Genomic DNA, 22,781 nt, shown 5'->3' with positions numbered 1-22,781 from the left:
TATGAAAGACGGTTTACGTATCGCCCTGGTGGCAGGCGAAGCCTCCGGGGATTTGCTGGGCGCGCATTTGATCGCCGCACTCAAGGCAAAACTACCCGCCGCGCAGTTCTACGGCATCGGCGGCCCGCGCATGGAAGGCCAAGGCATGCGCTGCTGGTGGCCGATGGGCGAGTTGTCGGTGATGGGCTATTGGGATGCGTTGAAAAATTACCGACGCATTGCCGGCATTCGGCGGCAGCTGAAAAAACGCCTGCAAGCCGAGCGCCCGGATATTTTCATCGGCATCGACGCGCCCGATTTCAACCTCGGCCTGGAAGCCCGCCTGAAAGCGGCCGGCATTGCCACCGTGCACTATGTCAGTCCCTCGATCTGGGCCTGGCGCGGCGGGCGTATTCATAAAATCGGGCAGGCGGTCGATCGGGTGCTTGCCTTGTTTCCGATGGAGCCGCCGCTGTATCAAAAAGAGGGCATTCCGGTCAGCTATGTCGGCCACCCGCTGGCCGACAGCATTCCCTTGACGACGGATCGCCTGGCCGTCTGCGACAAACTTGGTTTACCCAAAAATGTCCCGTTATTTGCTTTATTGCCGGGCAGCCGGCGGGGTGAACTGGTGGCGATGGCGGATAACTTTATTCAAACCGCTCGCCTGATCCGCGAGCGCTATCAGCCGCAAGCGCAATTCGTCGTGCCCTTGGCAACGCGTGAAACTCGTCTGCAATTTGAAGAAGCGCTGTATCGACAGCAGGCTGGAGACATCCCCTTTCGCCTCTTGTTCGGTCATGCGCAAGATGCTGTTGGGGCTGCGCATGTGACCTTGGTGGCGAGCGGCACGGCCAGTTTGGAAGTGGCCTTGATCAAGCGCCCCATGGTGATTACCTACAAAATTGCCAAATTTTCTTACTGGCTGATGAAGCGCATGGCCTATCTGCCCTATGTGGGGCTGCCCAACATCTTGTGTGGGCGCTTTGTCGTGCCGGAGTTTTTGCAGGATGCCGCAAGCCCGGAAAACCTTGCCGAGGCGCTGAATCAGCTTTTTGTCGATAAAGACAAGGCCGCCGAAATCGAAGCGGCGTTTACCGAACTGCATCTGCAACTGCGTCAGAATACGGCGGAAAAGGCCGCCCAAGCGGTGCTCGAATGTCTGCGTTGAGCACCTTCGCGGGCCGGGTCTGCGGTGTCGATGAAGCCGGGCGCGGGCCGTTGGCCGGGCCGGTGGTGGCGGCTGCGGTGATTCTCGATCCGGCGCGGCCCATCGCCGGTTTGAACGACTCCAAGAAGCTCTCGGCCAGAAAACGCGAGGCCTTGGCGCTGACGATCCGGGAGCAGGCATTGGCCTGGGCCGTGGCGGAAGCGAGCGTGGAAGAAATCGACCGCCTGAATATCCTGCATGCCAGCCTGCTCGCCATGCAGCGAGCGGTGGCTGCCTTGCAAATTCTTCCCGAACGCGCCCTGATCGACGGCAACCGCTGCCCGCAACTCGCCGTGCCGGCCGAGGCCGTGGTGCAGGGCGATGCCAAGGTGGCGGCGATTGCTGCCGCCTCGATTCTTGCCAAGACGGTGCGCGACGCTGGCATGCTGGCGCTCCATGCGCGTTATCCGCAATACGGTTTCGATCGCCACATGGGCTACCCGACCGCCGCTCATCGTGCAGCCTTGGCGGAACATGGCGTATCTCCCGTGCATCGCAAAAGTTTTGCGCCGGTCGCCCGGCAACTGGCGCTGCTGCCATGAAGGAAATCCATTCGCGCGACAACGCCTTCTACAAGGGGCTGAAAAAGCTCGCCGAATCGGCGCGCGAGCGCAAGAAGCGCGGCCTGACCCTGCTCGACGGCCTGCATCTGGTGGAAGCCTGGGAAAAGCAGTACGGCGCGCTGGAAACGCTGATCGTCAGCCACAGCGCCCGACAGAACCGGGAAATTCTCGCCTGGCTCGGCACGCGGCCGGTAACGCTGCTCAGCGACGCCCTGTTGCGCGAACTGGGGCTGGTCGAGACGCCGAGCGGCATCGTCGCCGTCGCGCCCATCCCGCAGCCGGCGCTGCAACCCGATTACGCCAGCGATGCGCTCCTCCTCGACGGCGTGCAAGACCCCGGTAACCTCGGTACCTTGCTGCGCACGGCGGCAGCGGCCGGCGTGCGCCAGGTGCTGCTCAGCCCGGACTGTGCCGCGCCGTGGTCGCCCAAGGTGCTGCGCGCCGGGCAGGGTGCGCATTTCCTGCTGGCGATTCACAGCGATGCCGATCTGCTCGCCTTCATGAAGGATTACCAGGGCAGCACGCTGGTGACCTGTCTGGAAGGAGCCCGTTCGCTCTACGAAACCGTCTGGCCGGGTGCGGCCGCCTGGATATTCGGTGCCGAGGGCCAGGGCGTGCGCCCGGAACTGATCGCCGCCGCGCAGCAGCGGGTGCATATTCCCATGCCGGGCGGTACGGAGTCGCTCAACGTCGGCGCGGCAGCGGCGGTCTGCCTGTTCGAGCAGCTGCGCCGGCGCTTGCTGCTTCAGCCCTGAGGGCGTTCGCGCAGCCAGGCCGCGAATTCAGCGCCGACTTCAGCGTGCTGTTCACCCAGATCAACCGTGGCTTGCAGAAAACCTAATTTGCTGCCGCAGTCATAGCGGGTGCCGTGATAGCGGTAGGCAAATACCTTTTCCCGGCGTAACAGGCGGGCGATGCCGTCCGTCAGCTGAATTTCGCCACCCACGCCGCGCGGCAGGTTGGCCAATTCATTGAAAATGCCGTGCGTCAGAATGTAGCGCCCCGCCACGGCCAGCGTGCTGGGGGCATTTTCCGGCGCGGGTTTTTCGACGATGCCATCCACGTCCAGCAGATCTTCGTTCACCGGGTTGCCGCTGACGATGCCGTAACGGCGGGTGTGTTCGGGTGGCACGTCTTGCACGGCGAGCAGGCTGGCCCGCCATTCGGCGTACTGTTCGACCATCTGCGCCATGACGGGGGGCTGACCTACCATCAGATCGTCGGCGAGCAAAATGGCAAAAGCCTCCTGGCCGACCAGTTCGCGCGCGCAGAGTACGGCATGCCCAAGGCCAAGCGCGCGCGGTTGGCGTACATAGGTGCAGATCATGTCGTCCGGGGCAATGCTGCGGGCAGCTGCCAGCAGTTCGTTCTTGCCGGCACGCTCCAGCTCGTTTTCCAGTTCGTAGGCGGTATCGAAATGATCCTCCACGCTGCGTTTGGTGCGCCCGGTGACGAAGATCATCTGGCGGATGCCGGCGGCGTAGGCCTCTTCCACTGCGTACTGGATCAAGGGTTTATCGACGACCGGCAGCATTTCCTTGGCCGAAGCCTTCGTCGCAGGTAAAAAACGGGTGCCGAGACCGGCAATGGGAAAAACGGCTTTGTTGATTTTGGGCATGGTCGTCGTCGCTTAACGTAAAGTTGCTTAGCGTAAATTAAGTTCTTGCAAAATCGTTGCGGAGATTTCTTCAATCGATTTGGTGGTGGAGTCGAGCCAGCGGATGCCTTCACGGCGCATCATTTTTTCTGCCTCGGCGACTTCGTAGCGGCAGTTTTGCAGCGCGGCGTATTTGCTGCCGGCGCGGCGTTCTTCGCGAATCTGGTGCAGGCGCTCGGGGTCGATGGTCAGGCCAAAGAGTTTGCTGCGGTGTTTTTCCAGGGTACCAGGCAGGCGGCCACGGTCAAAGTCCTCGGGAATGAGTGGGAAATTCGCCGCCTTCAGGCCAAATTGCATGGCCAGATAGAGTGAGGTAGGGGTTTTCCCGCAGCGGGAAACAGCGACCAAAATCACATCGGCTTCGGCCAGGTCGCGGTCGGTAATGCCGTCATCGTGGGCCAGTGTGTAGTTGATGGCTTCGATGCGTTTTTTGTAATCCAGGCTATCCGCCTTGCCATGCGAGCGCCCTGCCGTGTGGCTGGATTTCAGGCCAAGTTCGGTTTCCAGTGGGGCGAGAAAACTGTCGAAATAGGACAGGCAAAAGGCATCGGCCTGATGCACGATGGCGGCAACCTCTCGGTTGACCAGTGTGGTGAACACGATAGGGCGCATGCCGTCGAGCTCGCCTTGTCCGTTGATGCGCTGCACCGCGTCTTGGGCCTTCTCCGTGCTGTCCAGAAAAGGAATGCGCACCTGTTTGAACTCAACGTCTTCAAACTGCGTCAGCAGGCTATGTCCGAGCGCTTCTGCCGTGAGGCCGGTGCTGTCGGAAATGAAAAATACGGTGCGTTTGATCATGCGTATGGGCTTGGGCTGGGCAGAGTCTGGATTCTAACCGATACGCCAGGTGTGCTGCTTGTGCTGGGAAAGAAGGTTCATTAGTGTTTTATGATTTAATCCGCATTCCCCTACTGAGAACGAGGACTCATCATGACTATCGAGAAAAGCAGAATTTTCCTGAGCGGCCTATGTCTGGCTTTTTGCGCTGCGGCGCACGCTGCGGCGCACGCTGCGGACTGGGTGCCGGGCAGTGAGGATTGGGCGAATCTGCCAGAAATTAAGCGCAGCAAGGCCGCCTTGTACCTGACACCGGCGCTCGCTTACGACATGAAGCGACAGAAACCCGAGCAGGTCGCCCTGTTCGACATCCGCACGCGGGCGGAGGCGATGTACGTCGGTTGGCCGGGCAATGCCGACGCGCTGGTGCCGTTTGCCGAGCATCCTCCGGCGATGGCCGATTGGGATGACAAGCGGCATATGTACAAGCTCGAACAGAATCCCGATTTCGTGCTGGAAATCGAGCGTCGTTTGGCGCAGATGAAGCTCGATAAGTCGGCCGTGATCATCCTCATTTGCCGCTCCGGTGACCGCAGTTCGAAAGCGGCGGATCGTCTGCTGGCGGCCGGTTACAGCAAGGTGTACAGCGTCGCCGAAGGTTTCGAGGGCGACATGGCGAAGGAAGGGCCGTATGCCGATCAGCGTGCGGTGAATGGTTGGAAGAACACCGGCTTGCCATGGACGTACAAGCTCGACAAGACCAAGATGTATTTCCCGCGCTGATTCCTGTGTCAAGGAGGTTCTGAATCATTCCCGTTCGGGTGGATTACCCAATCAAGCACGCACCCGCAGTTCTGAATAGCCGACGCCGCTGTTTTTTCGCACTTCGATTTGCACCGGAATGCGCTCTTTCAGGTGGGTGACGTGGCTGATGATGCCGATGGTTTTGCCGGCGGCGTTCAGGGTGTCGAGCGCGTCCAGTGCGAGTTCGAGGTTTTCGGCATCGAGCGTGCCAAAACCTTCGTCGAGAAAAAGGGAATCGATCGAGGTTTTGTGGCTGACCAGGTCGGAGAGCGCCAGGGCCAGGGCCAGGCTGACGAGGAAACTTTCGCCGCCGGAGAGGGTGCGCGTATCGCGGCGGATGTCGCCTTGCCAGGCATCGACGATGTCGAGTTCGAGTTCGCCAGTGCTTTTGCGTGCCAGCTGGTAACGTTCGTGCAGGCGAGTGAGGTGGCGGTTGGCCAGTTGCAGGAGATGCTCCAGGGTGAGCCCTTGGGCAAATTTCCGGTATTTGTCGCCTTTGGCGGAGCCGATCAGGGCGTCCAGATGCTGCCAGTAGTTGCTGTCTTCCTGTTGGGCATCGATCTGTGCCAGCAGGGTTTGTTGCATTTTGCGTGCGGCTTGATCGCGTTCGAGCAAGGCCCGTCGCCCGCCCAGGGTTTCGCTGTTGCGGGTTTGCTGGGTGGCCCGTGTTGCGAGCTGCTGTTCCAGTTCGGCCAGGGGCGGAGAGGGCGGCAATGCGGCACGCTGGGCCTGCCGTTCGGCCAGCTTTTTCTGCGCCGCCTGGTAGAGCGCGAGCGCTTGCTGCACGGCGTCACGCTGGGCGTTTTGCCGTTGGTTCAGCGTCTGCCGTAATTCTGCGGGCAATAGCGCAGCTTGCCAGGCGGCGAGGTCGGCGAAGGGGCTGTTCGCCAATGCGGTGCGCCAGGCGTTTTCGGCCGCCGTGTGTGCGCTGTTTTGGCGTTGATGTTCTTTGGCCAGTTGCGTCAGTTGCCCACGGGTTTGATTGAGCGCCCGGTGCATCTCTTCGATCTGATTTTGCAGCGTATCGAGCGCGGCTTGCCGCTCTGGGTTTGCGCAGTTTTTCTGGAGAGGGTCGATTGCGGCTTCTGGCAAGGGAAGGGCAGCGTCTTGCAAGCGCGTTTGCCAGTGCATGCGCTGCGTTTCGAGGCGCTCGAAGTTGTTTTTTTGTTGTTGGCAGAGCGTGGCGAGCTGTTGCTGGCGCTGCTGTTGGGTTTGCCAGGTTTGCCATTCGTCTTGACGCGCCTGCAGCCAAGGGCCGAGCCCGTTCTTTTCTGGGGGATTTTGCCCAGCATCGTTGCTGGTCGGCGCGCTAAAGCCGTTTTGGGTGCAATGGCGGGAGAGTTCTGCCAACTGCTGCTGGTGTTTGTCGCGGGCGCTGGCGAGCGCCGTTTGTATTTCAGTTTGGCGTGTCTGGCTGGCAAGTAGATTTTGCGCCAAAAGTTTGCCCTGATTTTCGCCGTGCAGCCGACTCTGTTCGGCCTGTGCCAACTGTTGCTGGGCGGTTTGGTAGGCAAGCTCGCTTTTGTCGATCTGTTGCAGGTGGTTTTCCAGGCTTTGGCAGTGTTTTTTGCTGTCTTCTTTAGCTGCCTTGAGATGTTCGGGGGTTTGCCAGCTGTCGTCGGTGCACGCTGGGTGGGCAAGTTGTTCCACCAGGCTGTGCCAAGCGTCTGCTTGCTGGCGGTGCTGAGTTTCCAGGGTTTGTTGTTCTTTTTGGCTACCGGCCAGGCGTGCTTCCTGTGCGGCTTGTGCGCGGTTGGCTTGCAGCCCTTTTTCGGTCAAAACCTCTAGCGCGGCTTTCTTTTCTGCCAGCGCGCGCTGGCTCTCTTCGATGTCGAGCGCCTGATAGGCAGCGATTGCCGGGTGTTCGTGTGCGCCGCAGAGCGGACAGGGGTCGCCCGGGGCGAGTTGCTGCCGGTGTTGTTCCAGGCTTTGGATGCGCTTTTCCTGCTCCAGAAGCTTTTCTTTGTCGGCCAGCTGGGATTTGAGGTTTTCATAGCTGCTGCGCAATTCGGCAAGATTATTTTTGTGCTGCGCAAGCTGCCTGCTGTGTTCAGCGATCTCCTGCGCCACCGCCGCCTGCCGTAGTTGCGTTTGCGCGCGTTGTTGGGCAAGCGCTTCGGCTTGTTGCAGTAAATTGAGTGTGTCGCGGGCGCTTTGCCAACTTTGCCGCCAGTCGGCGCTGCTGCGCTGATCGAGTAGCGCGTGCAAGCGGGTTTCGGCTTCTTTGGCCGCTTTGGTGGCGCGCTCTTGGGCGCTGCTGGCGGCTTTTTGTTGTGCGTCATGGGTGCGCAGTTGCTGTTCGAGCGCTGCGTGCGCTTCCTGAATTTCTTTGTGGCGTTTTTCTTGCGCCGCGATTTCCTGATGCAGCGCTTGGCTGCTGTCCAGCTGCGCCTGCCAGTAGATGCAAAGCTCGCCCAAGCGGGCGTGGTGGGCGTGGCTGCTGAGATAGGCATCCAGCGTTTTGCCTTGCGTTTGCAAAAGGCTTAAATCTTCGGCGCTTTGTTCGGCGGCCTGGGCAGCGAGGCGATAGGCATTTTGTTGTGCCAGGCGATGTGCGCTTTCTTGTTGTTGGCCTTGCTGTTCGAGTTTTTCGCTGTCGGCGTGCAGCTGTTGCAGCAATTTCTGTGCTTCTTGCCAGTGTTGGAAAGGGCTGTGCAAGGCCTGCGCCGGCAGATCCGCCTCGAGCTGCGCCCGTTCGCCGGCGAGTGCTGCGAGGGCGGCGTTTTGCGCCTGCAGCGCCGTTGCGTTGGCGGCAAGCTCTTGTTCGGCCAGGATAAAGGCTTGGGCCTCCTGGCGTTGTTGCTGCAAAACTTGTGTTTCTTTTTGCAGCTGCTGCTGATTTTGCGTCAGCGCTTCAATTTCTGTCGCCAGTGCGGCCAGCGCTTCGGTATCGAGCAGCGCAGCGGCGCTGGCGCGGGTTTGCAATTCTGCGAGGGCTTGTTTTTTCTCGCGGGCAGTCTCGAAAACGCGGCGGGAAATTTCGCCGTAGATTTCGCTGCCGGTGAGCTCTTCGAGCAATTCGGCGCGCTCGTTGGCCCCGGCGTTGAGGAAGGCGGCAAAGCCCCCTTGGGCAAGCAGAATGGATTTGGTGAAGCGGGGAAAATCCAGGCCGGTGATTTCAGCGATGCGTTTGAGCTTGTCGGCGCTTTGCGTGCTGAGAATTTCATCGCCGGCCGGGGCGCAGCGGGCGAGCTCGACCTTTGCTGCTTGCAGGCTGCCGCTGGCCTTGTCGCGCGCCCGTCGCTGGCTCCAGAAAGCGCGGTAACGTTGGTCTTTGACGGCAAATTCCACTTCTGCCAGACATTCGCTGCAATGGCGCGTCATGATGTCGTTGCTTTGGGTGGAGATTTTGTCCAGGCGCGGCGTTTGGTGGTAGAGCGCGAGGCAGATGGCGTCGAGCAGGGTGGATTTGCCCGCACCGGTGGGGCCGGTAATGGCAAAGAGCCCGTTGTCGGAGAAAGGCGGCTGGGTAAAATCGAGCGCCCATTCGCCTTTGAGCGAATTCAGGTTTTTCAGGCGCAAACGCAGAATTTTCATGCTTGCGCCTCGCCGTGGGTGATGCTTTCCAGGGTGCTGCGGTAGCGGGTCTGTAATTCAGAAATGAAAGGCTCGCTCAAGTTTTCGGCGGCTAGGCGCTGGCTAAATACGTCATCGGGGGTGAGCTCATCCAGACGCTCTCGCCGTGGGCTTTGCAGGGTTGCGCTTTGTCCGCTGCGAGCGCGGCGAATGCAGAGAATTTCAAGCGGCCAGCCGGCGATGAGTTCGTGCAGTCGTTGCGTCAGATCGGCGAGATAGTCGTCGTTTTCCACCGTGATTTCCAACCACGCCGGGCGCTCCGGGCTGCCTTGGGCGGCGGCCGCGCCGATGGCGGCGGGCAGTTGGTCGAGGCTGCCGCGTAAGGCCAGCAGTGGCTGAAAAGAGGGGATGGGCAGGGGGGTAATGCGCTGCAAGCCGCCGCTATCGAGCTCGACCAAAAGCATTTGTTTTTGCTGGCGGCATTCATCAAAACTGAGCGCCAGGGGCGAGCCGCTGTAGTGAATGTGCGCGGCAACTTGCTGCGGGCGATGGATGTGGCCCAGTGCGATGTAGTCGGCAGGTGGAAAACCTTGCACCGAAAAAGCCTGCAGGCTGCCGATGTAAAGCTCGCGCACGGAATCGCTCAAACTTGCGCCGGTGGTGGTGAGGTGCCCGCTCATGATGCTGGGCAAACGCTTTCCCAGCTGGCTTTCCAGGGCGCTTTGCTGGGCGCTGAGTTCAGCATAAACCGCCGCATAATGCGCTTGAATGGCGTTTTGCAGCGCCTTTTCTTTGTCTTCTGCGCTTTGCCCGCTCTGGCTAAAGAGCAGCTCGCGCGGGCGCAGATAGGGAATCGCCCCGAGTAAACAAAGGGGCTCGCCATTTTTGCCGTTGATGGTGAAAACGTGTTGCGCCGCATCTTCGGCGCGGGCGAAGACCCGAGTCCCCAGGCGGGCAAAGAGCTGGCGGCTTTCTTCCAGGGTGGCGACAGCGTCGTGATTGCCGCCGATGAGCACCAGCGGCACGCCGATATCGTGCAGGCGCAGCACCAGTTTGTTGTATAGCTCGCGCGCGTAGCTGGGTGGTGTGCCGGTATCGAACAGGTCGCCAGCGATGAGGACGGCATCGATCTGCATTGTATCGACGGTGGCGCACAGCCAGTCGATCAAGGCCAGATGCTCGGCCTGACGGCTTTTGCCCATGAAATTCTGGCCCAGGTGCCAATCAGAAGTGTGCAGAAGGCGCATGTGGCGGCTATTTAAGAAATGAGGCTAAAAATCAAAGGCTTGATTTTTTTGAAAAGCCTTGGCGCCAGGGAGTTTAAGCGAATTCAACCCGGTTTCGCCCCTGGCGTTTGGCCGCGTGCAGGGCGCTATCGGCGCGATCCAGCGTGGTGGAATAGTTTTCCTCCGGGCGCTGCATGGCTAGGCCGATGCTGGCCGTGAGGTGAGGCAGTTCCATGGGCTCGAGAAGAGCCAGGTGCAACTGGGCAATGTCATGCCGGATGCGCTCGCAAACCTGCAGCGCTTCCGTCAGAGAGGTGTCGGGGAGCAGGATGAGGAATTCTTCGCCGCCCCAGCGCCCGCAAATATCGTATTCCCGGATGCTGCCCTGAATGGCGGTAGCAATCTGGCAGAGGGCGAAATCACCGGCTTCATGGCTGAAGCGGTCGTTGATCGACTTGAAATGGTCGACGTCGAGAATGGCGAGCGAAAAGGCATCTGCCTTGCGGTTGCTGCGCTGCGTTTCTTTTTTCAGGCGCTCCATCAAGTAGCGGCGATTGTGCAGGCCGGTGAGTGGGTCGGTCAGCGCGGCTTCTTCGAGTGCGCTGCTCAATTCGTGCAAACTGTGCTGGTAACGATCCGAAATGCGGGCGATTTTTTGCAGGCGGCGCAGTTGCCGGTCGTATTGGGCGTGCAGGCTGCTGTTCTGAGCGCGGGAAAGATCGTGGTAACCGTCTGAAATGCAGAGCAGTTTGCTCTGTTTTTCCTGCTGTTTGGTGTACAGCGCCAGTAATTCAGCGAAGGGTTCGCGCAAGGGATTGGCGGCGTGCGCGGGGTCTTCAAGCAGGGTAGAAAAGCGCGCCCAAGGGGGCGGCGCGGCCTTTTGCTCGAGACCATCCTCGGCTTCGCTGTGCTTTTGCGGCAGGGCTTCAGGCATGGGCGGTGATCTCGAAAGGGAAGGTGTAATCCTCGCGGAATTCTTCGGCCAATTCGCGCACCCGCTCATTTTGTGGATCGTAGCCCCAATCAACGCGCACGGCTCGCCCAGCCTGATGCGCCTCTTCGAGCAGGTCGAAAATATCCATCATGGCCTTGACCGAGCTGGTATTCATGTAGATCAGGCCAAGCTCCAGCGTGAGCGGGGTGGTTTCTTGGGCGAGGAAGTTTTCGATCCAGGCGATGATGTTCGTGAAAAATTCGAAAGAATTTTCCGGGTAGGAGTCGCCCTGCATGCTCAGCCGCCCCTGGGCAAAATTGCTGTGGACGCTGGGAGTGGATTGGCTGCCGGGGATGTCGAAATCGTTCATGGTTGTTTTAATAGTTGAGGTTAAATCGTGGCGCGCAGGCTGAAAAAAACATGCGCCGGATCGAGCGGGGAAAGGCTGGCGGAGAGCGGTGCCGTGGATTTGCGGGCGATATCGATGAGGCCGAGCCCGGCACCGGTCACGGCATCTTCCGAGCGCGGCAGGCGCAACTGGGTTTTATAGGCAGCCTTGAGTTCGGCGGGGGTCAGGGTGGCCAAGTGCTTGACACGCTCCAGCAGGCGTTCGCCGTCGTCGCGCTCGACCATGTTGCCGGCTTGCACCAGATAGCGGTTTTCAGCATCGCGCGCGACGACGACGGTGGCCGAGCCGGCGAGTTCGTCGTAGCCGTGCGCTTGCGCATAGTGGCGAATGTTCTGCGTCATTTCGATATACACACTGAAAACGTCCATGGCCGCAGAAACCTGGGCGTGTTCGGCGTGCAGGTAATTTTTTAGCGCGCTGCCGATTTCCTCGATCAGGCTGCGGGAAATCGGGCCGTTGAAGCAGAGCAGAATGCGGCTTTGGTTGAAGTGTTGGCGCAGTTCAAAAAGATCGATGTTTCCCATGATGGGCCTATGCTGGGTTTGTTGGATTTGCTGGGTTTGGGTGGATGCCTTGATCGACGGCGTGATCGAAGCAAAAGGATAGCACCGTGATGTCGTCACGTTGCGGGTAGTTACCCTGGTAATCGGCCAGCGCCTGGGCAAAAGCGGCGGCGTGTTCGTGCAGCGGGCGGCGGGCATTGGCACGCAGCAATTCAGCGAAGCGGCGTTTGCCAAAACCATAGCCCTTGTCGCCGCCGGCTTGATCGAGGAAACCGTCGGTCGACAAGGTGTAGGTGGTGTGCGGGCGCAGCGCGATCGTCTGGTCGGTGTAATGGCCGGCGCGGGGTTCGCCAATCGCGCGGCGGTTGGCGGGTAGCTCCCCGTTGTCTTCGCCATCGCTCCAGTAGAGGGCAATTTTTGCGCCGGAAAAACGCAAACTGCGCTGGGCCGTGTCGACAAACACCAGCCCGGCATCGAGGTTGGTGGCAATGGCACGCGGCAATTCACAGGCTTGCAGCATGGCGCGCATGTGCTGGTCGGCTTCCTGCAAAATCGCCGCCGGGCGGTCCAGGCCGCAGCGGGCAATGGCCTGATCAAAAGCGGCGCGGGCGAGCATGGTCATCATGGCACCCGGCACGCCGTGGCCGGCGCAGTCGATCACGCCCAGCAGATAGCCGTTGCTGTCTTCGCGGAAAACATAAAAATCGCCGCCCACCACATCGCGCGGCTGCCACAGCACGCAATGCGCATGGGCCAGCGTTTGTTGTAACTGGCGCTGCGGCAGGATGGTGCGCTGGATGAGGCTGGCGTAATCGATCGAATCGCGGATTTGCCGATGCGCGCGCTGCATGGCTTGATTAGCCTCGGCCAGCGCCTGGGTGCGGGTGGCGACCTTGTTTTCCAGCTCGTTTGTGTGCTCGCGGATTTGCTGCGCCATGCGCCCGAAAGCTTGGCTCAAATCGCCCATTTCGTCGCGGCGGGCCACCGGTAGCGGCGTGTCGTAATCGCCTTGGGCAATGGCGCTGGCCGATTGCTGCAGTTTCTTCAAAGGGCGCAGGAGCAAACGCTCGACGGCGTAACCAAAGGCCAAAAGCAGGGTGGTGAGCAGTAGCACGAGCAGGATCAGACCGCTGCGCGCCCAGGTCTGGTCGAGTATCTTGGCCGCTTGTAAATCCATCGCGGTGACGATGTGCCAGCGCAGTTCGGGCAGGTAGGCGAGCGCCATGAGCTGCGCTTTGCCCTCCAGATGCAGCGGCAGGATCACGACCTCAGCGGTGTTTTCTTCGGCTTGGCGCAGGGCGCTGGCCAAGCGCTCGCGCTCGTCGGCGCGCTTGATCTGGCCGGCCAGGGTTTGTTCCGGGCGCAGTTCGCCGAGAGAACTGTTGGTGGTCTGATTGGTTGCAATCAAGGCAATGTCACGGTGCGCCTGAATGGCACCGTTTCGGGAAACGATCATCGGTGTCAGGCCGACTTCCGGGGTGATGATGAATTGCTCGATGAAGGCGGTGAGGTCCAGGCTGCCGCCCGTCAGCCCGAGGACCTTGTCCCCGTCGCGGACGAGGGCGTTGAACCAGATCTGCGTGAGTTTGAGGTTTTCGTCATAATTGACGTTGATGTCATAGGCAGTGGACAAACGCAAGGTATTGAAAAACCAGGCGTCGCTTTTTTTGTCGGGCTGCAACTGGTAGCTGGGCGTATCGCTGGCGCGCTTGCCGTCGCCGAAATAGTAGTTGCCGCTGCTGGCCGGAACGATGAAATAGGTCTGGCTGCGGAAATCGCGCCGGTATCCTTCGGCTTCGCTAAAAAACAGCGCGCGCTGGGCGGCATCGTTTTCATTTTGCAGCCACTGCCGGGTGAGCGTCGAATCAGCCAGACGCAGCGAAAGCGTCAGTTCGCGGCTGACCGGGGCGAGAATTTGCTGACGCTTCAACAAGGTGAAATTGCGCAGATAGGCCGTGCCAAAATGCTCGCGCACACCATCGAGAATCTGCCAGCCGACCAGGCCGGCAGGAATCAGGGCGAGCAGGCAGGCGAACAACAGTGCCAGCATCGATTTGGCGCGCAAGCCCCAGGTTGCCATTACAGATTTTCCTACTGAATAAAATGTAGGGAATTGTAACTCTTGTGTAAAAGCTCCTTACAAATTCGTTTGCGCCGGGCTCCGGTTTGAAACCCTGTCCTCCCGGGCGGCGCGAAGGGTGAATGTCCGGCCTGAAGAGCTGTGGCGAATCAGTTGCCCTGCGCCGGGGCGAGGGTTTGTGCACGCAGCTTGGCAAAAAAAACCGGCGAGCGCCGGTTTTTTGCTTTGCACTTGCAGCGGAAAAATCAGACGCGATACTGCGCCACAATGGCGTGCAGTTCTTTGGCCAGGCTGCCCATTTCTTGCGCTACGGCGGAAGTCGACTGCGCCGCGACGCTGTTTTCTTCGGCCATTTGCGCGATGCGCTCGACCTGCTGGGCGATGTCGGTGCTGGCCACGCCTTGTTCGCGGATGGCATCGGTAATGTCGCCCACCATACCGATGGTCTGGCCCGACCCCTGGCCGATTTCCCGCATCGCCAAATTGGCATCTCCGGCGTGGTTCACGCCGGTGGTTACCGCGCCTTCGACACTGTGGATGCGTTCTACCGCGGCTTGCGCGCCATTGACCATGGACTGAATGGTGGCGGCAATTTCCTGCGTGGATTGGCCGGTACGCTCGGCGAGTTTGCGCACCTCGTCGGCCACCACGGCAAAACCGCGCCCCTGTTCGCCGGCGCGGGCGGCTTCAATGGCGGCGTTGAGGGCAAGTAGATTGGTTTGGTCGGCAATTTCCTTGATCACGGAAACGATATTGCTGATTTTCTCACTTTGCTGCTCCAGTTCGATCAGCTGTTGCGCCGCAGTTTGCACGCTGCTGGCAATGCCGTTGATCGCCTGCACGGTGCTGCCGATGATGTGCTGGCCTTTGTCGGCGACTTCGGCGGCATTGCCGGCCAGACGTCGGGTGTCTTCGGCGCGATCGGCGACGTGATTGACGCTTACCGTCATTTCTTCAACAGCGGCGGCCATGCTGGAGGAGGCTTCGCTTTGCATTTGCGAAGCCCCAAACATCTGCTGGGCTGCGGTGGACACCCGCTGTGCCGCGCCGCTGACGGATTCGGCGTGTCCCGTGATCTGGCGCAAACTGGTTTGCAGGCGTTCGAGCAGGGTATCGAAGGAGCGGGCGACCTTGGCCAGCTCATCGTTGCCGGGTAAAGACAGGCGTTGGGTGAAATCGAGGTGCTGTTCGATCTCGCCAAAGGTATTCACCATACGGTCCAGCCCGCCGGAAATATGGCGGTAAGCGAGATAACCCAGGCTGATGATGAGCAGCGCGAACAAAACGATGGCCCCGCTAACCCAGCTCACCGCCTGGCGATGGATGGTGCTGGCCTCGCCGGCCAGTATTTCTGCTTGCTCTTTGATATAGGCCGCGTGTGCGTCGAGCGTTTCGCGCACGGCGTTGATGGCCGCAGCGTTAGTGCGTGACACTCTGAGCGCTTCGTCGATATTGCCGGCCAGCGCGGCGGCTTTGAACTGCTGGGCGACATCGTCGTAAGCTTTGACGGCGGCTTGATCTTTGGCGAGCAATTCGCGGTCGCGTGCATCGTGGGTGGCGAGCTCGCCGTAGGCATCGAGCGCGGCTTTCATGGCCAACATGCGCTCATCAAAAGATTTCAGGATATCGGTGCGCCGTTCGGCGTCGCTCTCGCTCAGGTAACCCAAGAGAAAATGCCGGGCGCGCAAATAGGCCACCTGTGCCTCTTCCAGTTTGAGAATGCCGGGAATGATGACCTGGTTGGTCGCCTCGACCCCCTGATTGATGCGCCCGATCTGGTACAGACTGAATCCGCCCAAGCCGATCAGGCCAAAAACGGCCAGCAGGATGAGCAGAATGAGACGTTTGGCAATACTCACGAAAACCCCTTGCGAAAATGTTGTTTGTGCATCGTTGTTGTGATTTTTTTTTTTTTGGCATTTAATCAGAGTAGCGAATCCTAATGAAATGTGTATTTTTTTGCAATGTTTTCGGAATGTTTAATGCGTTGCACATGCGTTTCTCCCACCAAGAAGCCAAGCCCCGTTACAGAAGCCTGATCTGCCCTCGGGTATAATTCGCGCCTTTCCCATTTCCTCTATTTTTCCGAGTCTTATGGCCGATATCCTGTGTTTGCAAGGCGCTGCCGCTTTTTCCGCGTTTCGACGTCATGGCCTGCTTGAACGTTTGCAGGCGGCGCTGCCGCAGGTGGCGGCGGTGCGGGCTGATTACTGGCATGTGGTGGCTTTGAAGCGGCCTTTGCACGCGGACGAGCGCACGCAGTTGGCGGCCTTGCTGGAGGAAACGGTGGCGGAGGCGGTGGCCGGTGAACTGTTTTTGGTGACGCCGCGTATCGGTACGATTTCGCCCTGGTCTTCCAAAGCAACCGATATTGCGCATAACTGCGGCTTGCAGGACGCCATCGAGCGCATCGAGCGGGTTTTGGCTTACCGTCTCGAACTTTCGCCCGGCAAAACGCTCGATGATGCCGCCCGCCAGCAGGCCGGCAGTTTGCTGCACGACCGTATGACGGAGTCCGTGCTGGCGGATTTTGCGGCGGCTGGCGAATTGTTTCGGCATTTTTCGCCCAAACCTCTGGCGACGATCGATGTGCTGGCCGGTGGGCGCTCGGCGCTGGTCGCCGCCAACAGCAGCCTGGGGCTGGCGCTGTCGGAAGACGAAATCGATTACCTGCACGAGATTTTCCACCAGGCGCAGCGTAATCCGACCGATGTCGAACTGATGATGTTCGCGCAGGCCAATTCCGAGCATTGCCGGCATAAAATTTTCAATGCCTCCTGGGTGATCGACGGCCAGGTCAAGGACAAAACCTTGTTCGGCATGATCCGCGAAACCCACGCCGCCCACCCGGAAGGCACGGTCATGGCCTATGCCGATAATGCGTCCATCATCGCCGGGGCCAGCGTGGCGCGTTTTTACCCGAGGGGCGACGGCGTCTTTGCTTACTCGGAAGAGCTGACCCATATTTTGACCAAGGTGGAAACGCACAATCACCCTACCGCGATTTCGCCCTTTCCCGGAGCCTCTACCGGTTCCGGCGGAGAGATTCGCGATGAGGGGGCCACCGGGCGCGGCTCCAAGCCCAAGGCCGGTCTGTGCGGTTTTTCTGTCTCCAATCTCCATCTGCCGCAAGCCGTGCAGCCCTGGGAAAACCCCTACGGCCGCCCCGGGCGCATTGCTTCGGCGCTCGACATCATGCTCGAGGGGCCGATTGGCGCGGCGGCCTTCAATAATGAATTCGGCCGCCCTAATCTGACCGGCTATTTCCGCACCTACGAGCTCGATGTGCCGGTGAATGGTCAGGAATACGTGCGTGGCTACCACAAACCGATCATGATCGCCGGCGGATTGGGCTCGATCCAGGCCGGGCAGTCGTTCAAGGTGGAAAAATTCCCGGTCGGCACGCTTTTCGTGCAGCTGGGTGGGCCGGGGATGTTGATTGGCCTGGGCGGCGGCGCGGCCTCCTCGATGAGTGCCGGGGTCAATGCCGAAGACCTCGATTTTGCTTCGGTGCAGCGCGGCAACCCGGAAATCCAGCGGCGCGCGCAAGAAGTCATCGACCGCTGCTGGCAGATGGGCAGCCCGCAAGGCGATGGCCAGACGCCGGGCGACGGTAATCCGATTCTTTCGATTCACGACGTCGGCGCGGGAGGCGTGTCCAATGCCTTGCCGGAGCTGGCGCATTCCGGTGGTGTCGGCGCAAAATTTGAACTGCGCGCGGTGCCGATCCTCGAACCGGGCATGTCGCCGGCAGAAATCTGGTCGAATGAATCGCAAGAGCGTTATGTGCTGGCCATTCCACCCAGCCGGCTGGCCGAATTCCGCGCTTTTTGCGAACGTGAGCGCTGCCCCTTCGCGGTGGTCGGCGAGGCGACCGGCGATGGTCATTTGACCGTCACCGACCGTCATTTCGGCGTCAATCCCGTGGATATGGAAATGGAAGCCTTGCTCGGCAAGCCGCCGCGCATGACGCGCGATGTGACGAGTTTGCCGAACAGCTTCGTGCCTTTCGATGTCGCCTCGATCGAGTTGAAAGAAGCGGCTTACCGTTTGCTGAAACTGCCGGCGATTGCCGACAAAACCTTCCTCATTTCGATTGGCGACCGCTCCGTCGGCGGCATGACGGCGCGCGACCAGATGGTGGGGCCGTGGCAGGTGCCGGTGGCCGATGTGGCGGTGACCACCATGTCTTTCCAGGGCTATCTCGGCGAAGCCTTTGCCATGGGTGAGCGCACGCCGGTGGCGGTGCTCGATGCGCCAGCTTCGGGGCGCATGGCGGTGGGCGAAGCGCTGACCAATCTGGCCGCGGCCGACGTCGGCGCGCTGAGCAAGGTCAAACTGTCGGCCAACTGGATGGCACCGTGCGGCGTGCCGGGTGAAGATGCGCGCCTGTATGCCACGGTGGAAGGCATTAGCGAACTGTGCAAAGCGCTCGGCGTGTCGATTCCGGTGGGCAAGGATTCCCTCTCCATGCGTACCGCCTGGGATGAAAATGGTGCGAAAAAAGAGGTGGTGTCGCCGCTGTCCTTGATCGTGACCTCTTTTGCCGCCGTCGATGATGTGCGCAAAACGAAAACCCCGCTGCTGGCCACCGACCAGGGCGAAACCGAATTGCTCCTGCTCGATTTGGGCAAAAACCGCCTGGGCGGCTCGGCGCTGGCGCAGGTGTATAAGGCCACCGCCAACGATGCGCCCGATGTCGATGATCCGGCCTTGCTGCGCGGCTTTTTTGCTGCCGTGCAAACGCTCAACCGGGAAGGTCATCTGCTCGCTTACCACGACCGTTCGGACGGCGGTTTGTTCGTTGCCGCTTGCGAAATGGCCTTTGCCAGCCGCTGCGGTGTATCGCTCGATCTCGACGGCCTGTGTTTTGATGCTGCCGCGCTCGATGTCGACGGCGCAGAAAAGCGCCCGGAGCTGATGGCCGGGCGCGATTTCGAGCACATCGTGCGGGCCTTGTTCAACGAAGAACTGGGTGCCTTGATCCAGATTCGCCGGGCCGATCGCGAAAAAGTCACGCCGATTCTGCGCGCTCAGGGCGTGCCTTACCATTTTGTCGGCCACCTCAACGAATGGGATGAAATTCGCGTCACCCGCAACGCACGCCGCGTGCTGCGCGAAAAACGCGTCGATCTGCAACGTGCCTGGTCAGAAACCAGTTACCGCATGCAAACCCTGCGCGACAATCCGCTGTGTGCGCAGCAAGAATTCGATCGCATTCTCGACACCAGCGACCCCGGCTTGCAGCCGAAACTGAGCTTTGATCCGCAAGACGATTTCAGCGCCGTTTATACGGCAATCAGCGGCCGACCCAAGGTGGCGATTCTGCGCGAGCAAGGCGTGAACAGCCATTACGAAATGGCGGCGGCGTTTGACCGCGCCGGCTTTACCGCCGTCGATGTACCGATGAGCGACATCTTGAGCGGGCGCGTCAGTTTGCGCGATTTCAAGGGCTTTGCCGCCTGCGGCGGTTTCTCTTATGGCGACGTTTTGGGGGCCGGGCAGGGGTGGGCCAAAACCATTTTGATGAATGCGGCCTGCCGCGAGGAATTTGCCGCTTTCTTCCAGCGCCCGGACACCTTCGCGCTCGGCGTGTGCAACGGCTGCCAGATGCTGAGCGCCCTGAAATCCTTGATTCCGGGGGCCGAGCATTGGCCGGCGTTTCGGCGTAATGCGGTGGAACAGTTCGAAGCGCGCTTCGTGGCGGTCGAGCTGCTTGATTCGCCGTCGATTTTCTTTGCCGGCATGGCCGACTCGCAAATTCCCATCGTCGTTTCGCACGGCGAAGGGCGGGCGGTTTTCGATTGCCCGGCAGACGCCGAGGCTTGTCTGGCGGCGGCACGCTTTGTCGATAACCACGGCCAGCCGACGGAAAACTACCCCTACAACCCCAATGGTTCGCCCGGCGGTTTGACGGCGGTGACCACGGCAGACGGGCGTTTCACCGCCATGATGCCGCATCCGGAGCGGGTCTTCCGCAGTGTCCAGATGTCCTGGCATCCGGCGGCCTGGGGTGAGGATTCGCCCTGGCTGCGCATGTTCCGCAACGCTCGCCGCTGGGTCGGCTAAGCGCTTTCAACGATACGCCGAGGAAAAAAGATGTCCGTACTGAGTAACCAAGAGCTCGATCGCATGGAAAACCTGCTGGAAAGCAGTGTTTGGGCTCAGGAATCCATGTTTCTGGATGAAATCCAGGGTTTTTTCTGCGCGATTCTCAGCGGCCCGGAGGTCATTCCGCCAGCCCAATGGCTGCCGGAAGTACTGGGCTCCAAAATGGCCGAGAATCTCGCCGCAGCAGAAACCCGCGAGCTGATCGATTTGCTCATCCGCTTCTACAACCAGCACGCAGAAGCTTTGCTGAAGCACCATGGTTTTCCCTTATACATCTACCCTGAGACAGAGCCTGAGGGCGCGGAAGAAGATGAGAAAGACATGGAGGCTGGGGAAGGGGAGGAAGAAGCCGTAGCAGTGGAGGGGCTTTACGGCTATGGATTGTGGTGTGAAGCCTATCTGCACGGTGTGTATATGGGGCAGAAGTCCTGGGCGGATGCTGCCGGCGAACATGAGGAAAGATTGGCCGAACTGTTGGAGCCCTTTTATCTGCTCACAGGCATTCTGAAAAAAGAAGCTAAGAGCCAGGGTGAAAAGTGGATGAGCCCGGAAGAAGAAGCGCGTTTGCTTGAAGACAGAAAAGAAAATCTGCAACGCACCGTGCAAGATATATACGATTTCTGGTTCGCCCTGCGCATGCCTGTAACTTCGCGCCGCACAGGTCCAAAAATCGGGCGCAACGAGCTCTGCCCTTGCGATAGCGGTAAAAAATACAAGCAATGCTGCGGTAGCCCGGAAAAATTGAACTGAGTGCGGTATTTTTTTCGGGCCGCCCATCGTTAGAGAAAAACATAGGTTAAAGCGGGCGAAAAACGGATGTGGAAATACCTTTGAAAACAGAGTCAGAAACCACCGCATCCCGCCCGGCTCCCACCGCCGCCAGCTTGATCCATGCGGCGCAGGTTTTGTCTGCCGCACTGGCTGATGTGCAGTTTTCACCCCCGGTCAGCCACGTCTATAACCCGCTGGATTACGCTTGGTCGGTGCATCGTGCCTATCTCGAGCGTTATGGCGCAGGCCGCAAGCGCATCGTTTTTCTTGGCATGAACCCCGGCCCTTTCGGCATGGCGCAAACCGGCGTGCCGTTTGGTGAAATTGCCGCCGTGCGCGATTGGCTGGGTTTGTCCGGCCCGGTGGGGCAGCCGCCGCACAGCAACCCGAAACGCCCGGTCGAAGGCTTTGCCTGCCCCCGTTCTGAAGCCAGCGGCAAGCGTTTGTGGGGTTTGTTTCAGACGCGTTTTGGCCAGCCAGAAAATTTCTTTGCCGAACATTTCGTCGCCAACTACTGCCCCCTCGTATTTTTCGACCAGGGCCGCAACCTCACCCCGGACAAACTCCCCGCCAAGGAACGCGCCCCGCTCGAAGCCGCCTGCGATAGGCATCTGCGCGCGCTGGTCGATGCATTGCAACCCGAATGGCTGATTGGCGTCGGCGTCTGGGCCGAACAACGCGCCCGCGCCGCCCTGGCCGGGCGCAGCGTAAGCTTTGGCCGCATCCTCCACCCCAGCCCCGCCAGCCCGCTTGCCAACCGTGGCTGGGCGGACGCCGCAACCCGGCAGCTGTACGAACTGGGCGTGTGGGCGTAAGACAAACCCCACGCGGGTGGGGCTGTCGGGCTGTTTGGCAGGTCAGTGGGTTTTTTCCACCAAAGTCAGCGGGTTTTTTCCGCCAAACTCTTTTTTGCGTAAATGTCGTAGCGGCTGGATTTGCCTTCCAGGCGGTGGCTGGGGGCGGGGCCGGCGATGGCCGGGGCGGGGCGCGGGCGTTTGACGACGACGCGGTGGCTGGCCAGTGCCAGGGCGGCGGCGAGCAGCTCGGGGGCATCGTCATCGTCGCCGACCAGGGGGCGCAAAAGGCGCATTTCTTTTTTGACCAAGGCGCTTTTGTTGCGGTGCGGAAACATCGGATCGAGGTAAATCACCTGCGGCGCATCTTGCGTCCATTCGCGCATTAAGGCGCAGGCGTTGCCTTGCCTGAGTTGCATGCGCGCGCTGCTGGCGGCCGTTTCCGGGTGGTGGGCGGCGCGCGCCAAGCCGTCGGCGAGCAGGGCGGCGATGATGGGGTGGCGCTCGATGAGGGTGAGCGGGCAGCCCAGTTGCGCCAGCACGAAGGCATCGCCGCCCAGGCCGGCGGTGGCGTCCAGGATGTGGGGTCGCACACCGGCTTGCAGGCCAGCGGCGCGGGCGATCATCTGGCCGCTGCCGCCGCCGAACTGACGCCGGTGACCGGCGGCACCGCCGATGAAATCGACGCGCAGCGGGCCAGGCGCTCCCTCTGCCAGAGCGCGTAATTGCAGCCCATCGGGCGTAAATTCCAGGGCAAAGTCAGCCAAGGCAAAATCAGCGCCCGCGCCAATATCGAGCACCGCCGCGCGCGCGGGCAGGGCCGCCAAATCGTCAGCCAGTGTGCGCCGTAACGCTTCAGCGGCGGCGGCATATTCCGGGGTCTGGGCGCTGATTTGCACACGCAGCAGGGCGGTGGGCGGGGCGGTCATTTTTTCGCCGCTTTCAGTGCCTTTCCTTTGCCGCCGCGTGCGCCACGGCAAAGCGCCAGGCGTTCGCCCTTGAGTTTGCCGGCGCTGCCGTCGATCACTGCTTCGATGTGGGTGAGCGCCGCTTTTGCCGCTTCGGCAGCAATCAGTTTCAAGCCCCGCCCCTTGGCGAGCAGGCGCAATTCGGCGAGCGGGAAGACCAGCGCCCGGCCGTCTTGCGTGAATACGGCAATTTCTTCGCTGTTCGGTGCGCTCTGGAAAACGGCCGGTTTTTCGCCGGCCTCCAGGCTGAGGAAGGCTTTGCCGGCTTTGCCGCGCGACAGCAAATCCTCGCCTTTGACCAAAAATCCATAGCCGCCGGCACCGGCGACGAGATAGGTTTTTTGCCCGCTGACGGCCTGCGCCAGCAGCAGTTTGCCGCCTTCTTGAAACTCGGCCAGCGAGGTGGCCGGCACGCCGTCGCCCTTGCCGCCGGGGAGATCGGCGGCGGAGATGGAGTAGGCGCGGCCCCGGTCGTCCAG

18 protein-coding genes are annotated in these 22,781 nt (G+C 60.6%); 7 read left to right on the top strand and 11 right to left on the bottom strand.

The annotated features are described in order from the left end of the window. The first annotated feature begins 1 nt into the window (after position 1). The 3 genes from lpxB to ACM62Q_RS08640 are packed head-to-tail and all read left to right on the top strand — an operon-like array spanning position 2 to position 2,507. Positions 2-1,150, top strand: coding sequence for a lipid-A-disaccharide synthase (lpxB, locus tag ACM62Q_RS08650; RefSeq protein WP_415035596.1), 1,149 nt, complete (start codon positions 2-4; stop codon positions 1,148-1,150). After that, positions 1,138-1,731, top strand: a complete 594-nt coding sequence (gene rnhB, locus ACM62Q_RS08645; RefSeq protein ID WP_415035594.1) for a ribonuclease HII — start codon at positions 1,138-1,140, stop codon at positions 1,729-1,731. The genes lpxB and rnhB overlap by 13 nt, the downstream gene beginning before the upstream one ends. Continuing rightward, the gene (locus ACM62Q_RS08640) at positions 1,728-2,507 is read left to right on the top strand and encodes a TrmH family RNA methyltransferase (protein ID WP_415035592.1); all 780 of its coding nucleotides are present in this window, start codon (positions 1,728-1,730) and stop codon (positions 2,505-2,507) included. Before rnhB ends, ACM62Q_RS08640 begins: the two co-directional genes overlap by 4 nt. Here the strand turns inward: ACM62Q_RS08640 and galU are convergent. Together galU and ACM62Q_RS08630 are read right to left on the bottom strand one after the other, a co-directional pair. After that, positions 2,498-3,370: a UTP--glucose-1-phosphate uridylyltransferase GalU gene (galU, locus tag ACM62Q_RS08635; RefSeq protein WP_415035590.1), complete on the bottom strand. Its 873-nt coding sequence runs from the start codon at positions 3,368-3,370 to the stop codon at positions 2,498-2,500. The genes ACM62Q_RS08640 and galU overlap by 10 nt on opposite strands. A gap of 27 nt (positions 3,371-3,397) precedes the next feature. Continuing rightward, positions 3,398-4,207, bottom strand: coding sequence for a pyruvate, water dikinase regulatory protein (locus ACM62Q_RS08630; RefSeq protein WP_415035588.1), 810 nt, complete (start codon positions 4,205-4,207; stop codon positions 3,398-3,400). 132 nt (positions 4,208-4,339) lie between these two features. Between ACM62Q_RS08630 and ACM62Q_RS08625 the strand changes: the two genes are divergently transcribed. Then, entirely contained in the window at positions 4,340-4,969 is a 630-nt protein-coding gene (locus tag ACM62Q_RS08625; RefSeq protein ID WP_415035586.1) for a rhodanese-like domain-containing protein, read from the top strand. Positions 4,970-5,020: 51 nt separating this feature from the next. Here ACM62Q_RS08625 and ACM62Q_RS08620 read toward each other — a convergent pair whose 3' ends face one another. From ACM62Q_RS08620 to ACM62Q_RS08590, 7 genes are all read right to left on the bottom strand, one after another. Then, on the bottom strand, positions 5,021-8,527 hold the full coding sequence (locus tag ACM62Q_RS08620) for an AAA family ATPase (protein ID WP_415035584.1): 3,507 nt from the start codon (positions 8,525-8,527) through the stop codon (positions 5,021-5,023). Then, complete coding sequence (sbcD, locus tag ACM62Q_RS08615) at positions 8,524-9,753, bottom strand: exonuclease subunit SbcD (RefSeq protein ID WP_415035582.1); 1,230 nt, start codon at positions 9,751-9,753, stop codon at positions 8,524-8,526. Before sbcD ends, ACM62Q_RS08620 begins: the two co-directional genes overlap by 4 nt. A 73-nt stretch (positions 9,754-9,826) precedes the next feature. Next, entirely contained in the window at positions 9,827-10,666 is an 840-nt protein-coding gene (siaD, locus tag ACM62Q_RS08610; RefSeq protein ID WP_415035580.1) for a biofilm regulation diguanylate cyclase SiaD, read from the bottom strand. After that, positions 10,659-11,036 carry a biofilm regulation phosphoprotein SiaC gene (gene siaC / locus ACM62Q_RS08605; protein WP_415035578.1) on the bottom strand — a complete coding sequence of 126 codons (378 nt, stop codon included), beginning with the start codon at positions 11,034-11,036 and terminating at the stop codon, positions 10,659-10,661. The genes siaD and siaC overlap by 8 nt, the downstream gene beginning before the upstream one ends. Before the next feature lie 20 nt (positions 11,037-11,056). Continuing rightward, on the bottom strand, positions 11,057-11,599 hold the full coding sequence (siaB, locus tag ACM62Q_RS08600; protein ID WP_415035576.1) for a biofilm regulation protein kinase SiaB: 543 nt from the start codon (positions 11,597-11,599) through the stop codon (positions 11,057-11,059). 7 nt (positions 11,600-11,606) lie between these two features. Beyond that, entirely contained in the window at positions 11,607-13,658 is a 2,052-nt protein-coding gene (gene siaA / locus ACM62Q_RS08595) for a biofilm regulation protein phosphatase SiaA (protein ID WP_415035574.1), read from the bottom strand. A 245-nt stretch (positions 13,659-13,903) separates the two neighbouring features. Next, on the bottom strand, positions 13,904-15,517 hold the full coding sequence (locus ACM62Q_RS08590; RefSeq protein WP_415035572.1) for a methyl-accepting chemotaxis protein: 1,614 nt from the start codon (positions 15,515-15,517) through the stop codon (positions 13,904-13,906). Between the two features lie 235 nt (positions 15,518-15,752). Between ACM62Q_RS08590 and purL the strand changes: the two genes are divergently transcribed. The 3 genes from purL (at position 15,753) to ACM62Q_RS08575 (ending at position 21,355) form a co-directional block, all read left to right on the top strand. Beyond that, the gene (gene purL / locus ACM62Q_RS08585) at positions 15,753-19,727 is read left to right on the top strand and encodes a phosphoribosylformylglycinamidine synthase (RefSeq protein ID WP_415035570.1); all 3,975 of its coding nucleotides are present in this window, start codon (positions 15,753-15,755) and stop codon (positions 19,725-19,727) included. Between the two features lie 30 nt (positions 19,728-19,757). After that, complete coding sequence (locus ACM62Q_RS08580) at positions 19,758-20,519, top strand: UPF0149 family protein (RefSeq protein ID WP_415035568.1); 762 nt, start codon at positions 19,758-19,760, stop codon at positions 20,517-20,519. An 80-nt stretch (positions 20,520-20,599) separates the two neighbouring features. Beyond that, a complete protein-coding gene (locus ACM62Q_RS08575; RefSeq protein ID WP_415035566.1) occupies positions 20,600-21,355 on the top strand; it encodes a uracil-DNA glycosylase family protein in 756 nt (251 codons plus the stop codon). 65 nt (positions 21,356-21,420) lie between these two features. On the opposite strand, the gene ACM62Q_RS08570 is transcribed toward ACM62Q_RS08575, so the two are convergent. Both ACM62Q_RS08570 and ACM62Q_RS08565 read right to left on the bottom strand, forming a co-directional pair. Continuing rightward, on the bottom strand, positions 21,421-22,263 hold the full coding sequence (locus ACM62Q_RS08570; protein ID WP_415035564.1) for a class I SAM-dependent methyltransferase: 843 nt from the start codon (positions 22,261-22,263) through the stop codon (positions 21,421-21,423). Continuing rightward, on the bottom strand, positions 22,260-22,781 hold a 522-nt coding region (locus tag ACM62Q_RS08565), incomplete at its 5' end, for a DNA gyrase C-terminal beta-propeller domain-containing protein (protein ID WP_415035562.1). The genes ACM62Q_RS08565 and ACM62Q_RS08570, both read right to left, overlap by 4 nt.

It is taken from the genome of Azonexus sp. (assembly GCF_047638095.1).
Classification (GTDB): Bacteria; Pseudomonadota; Gammaproteobacteria; order Burkholderiales; family Rhodocyclaceae; genus Azonexus.
The sequence above is the reverse complement of the archived record's forward strand: the minus strand, read 5'-3'. Positions and strand labels throughout refer to the sequence as shown.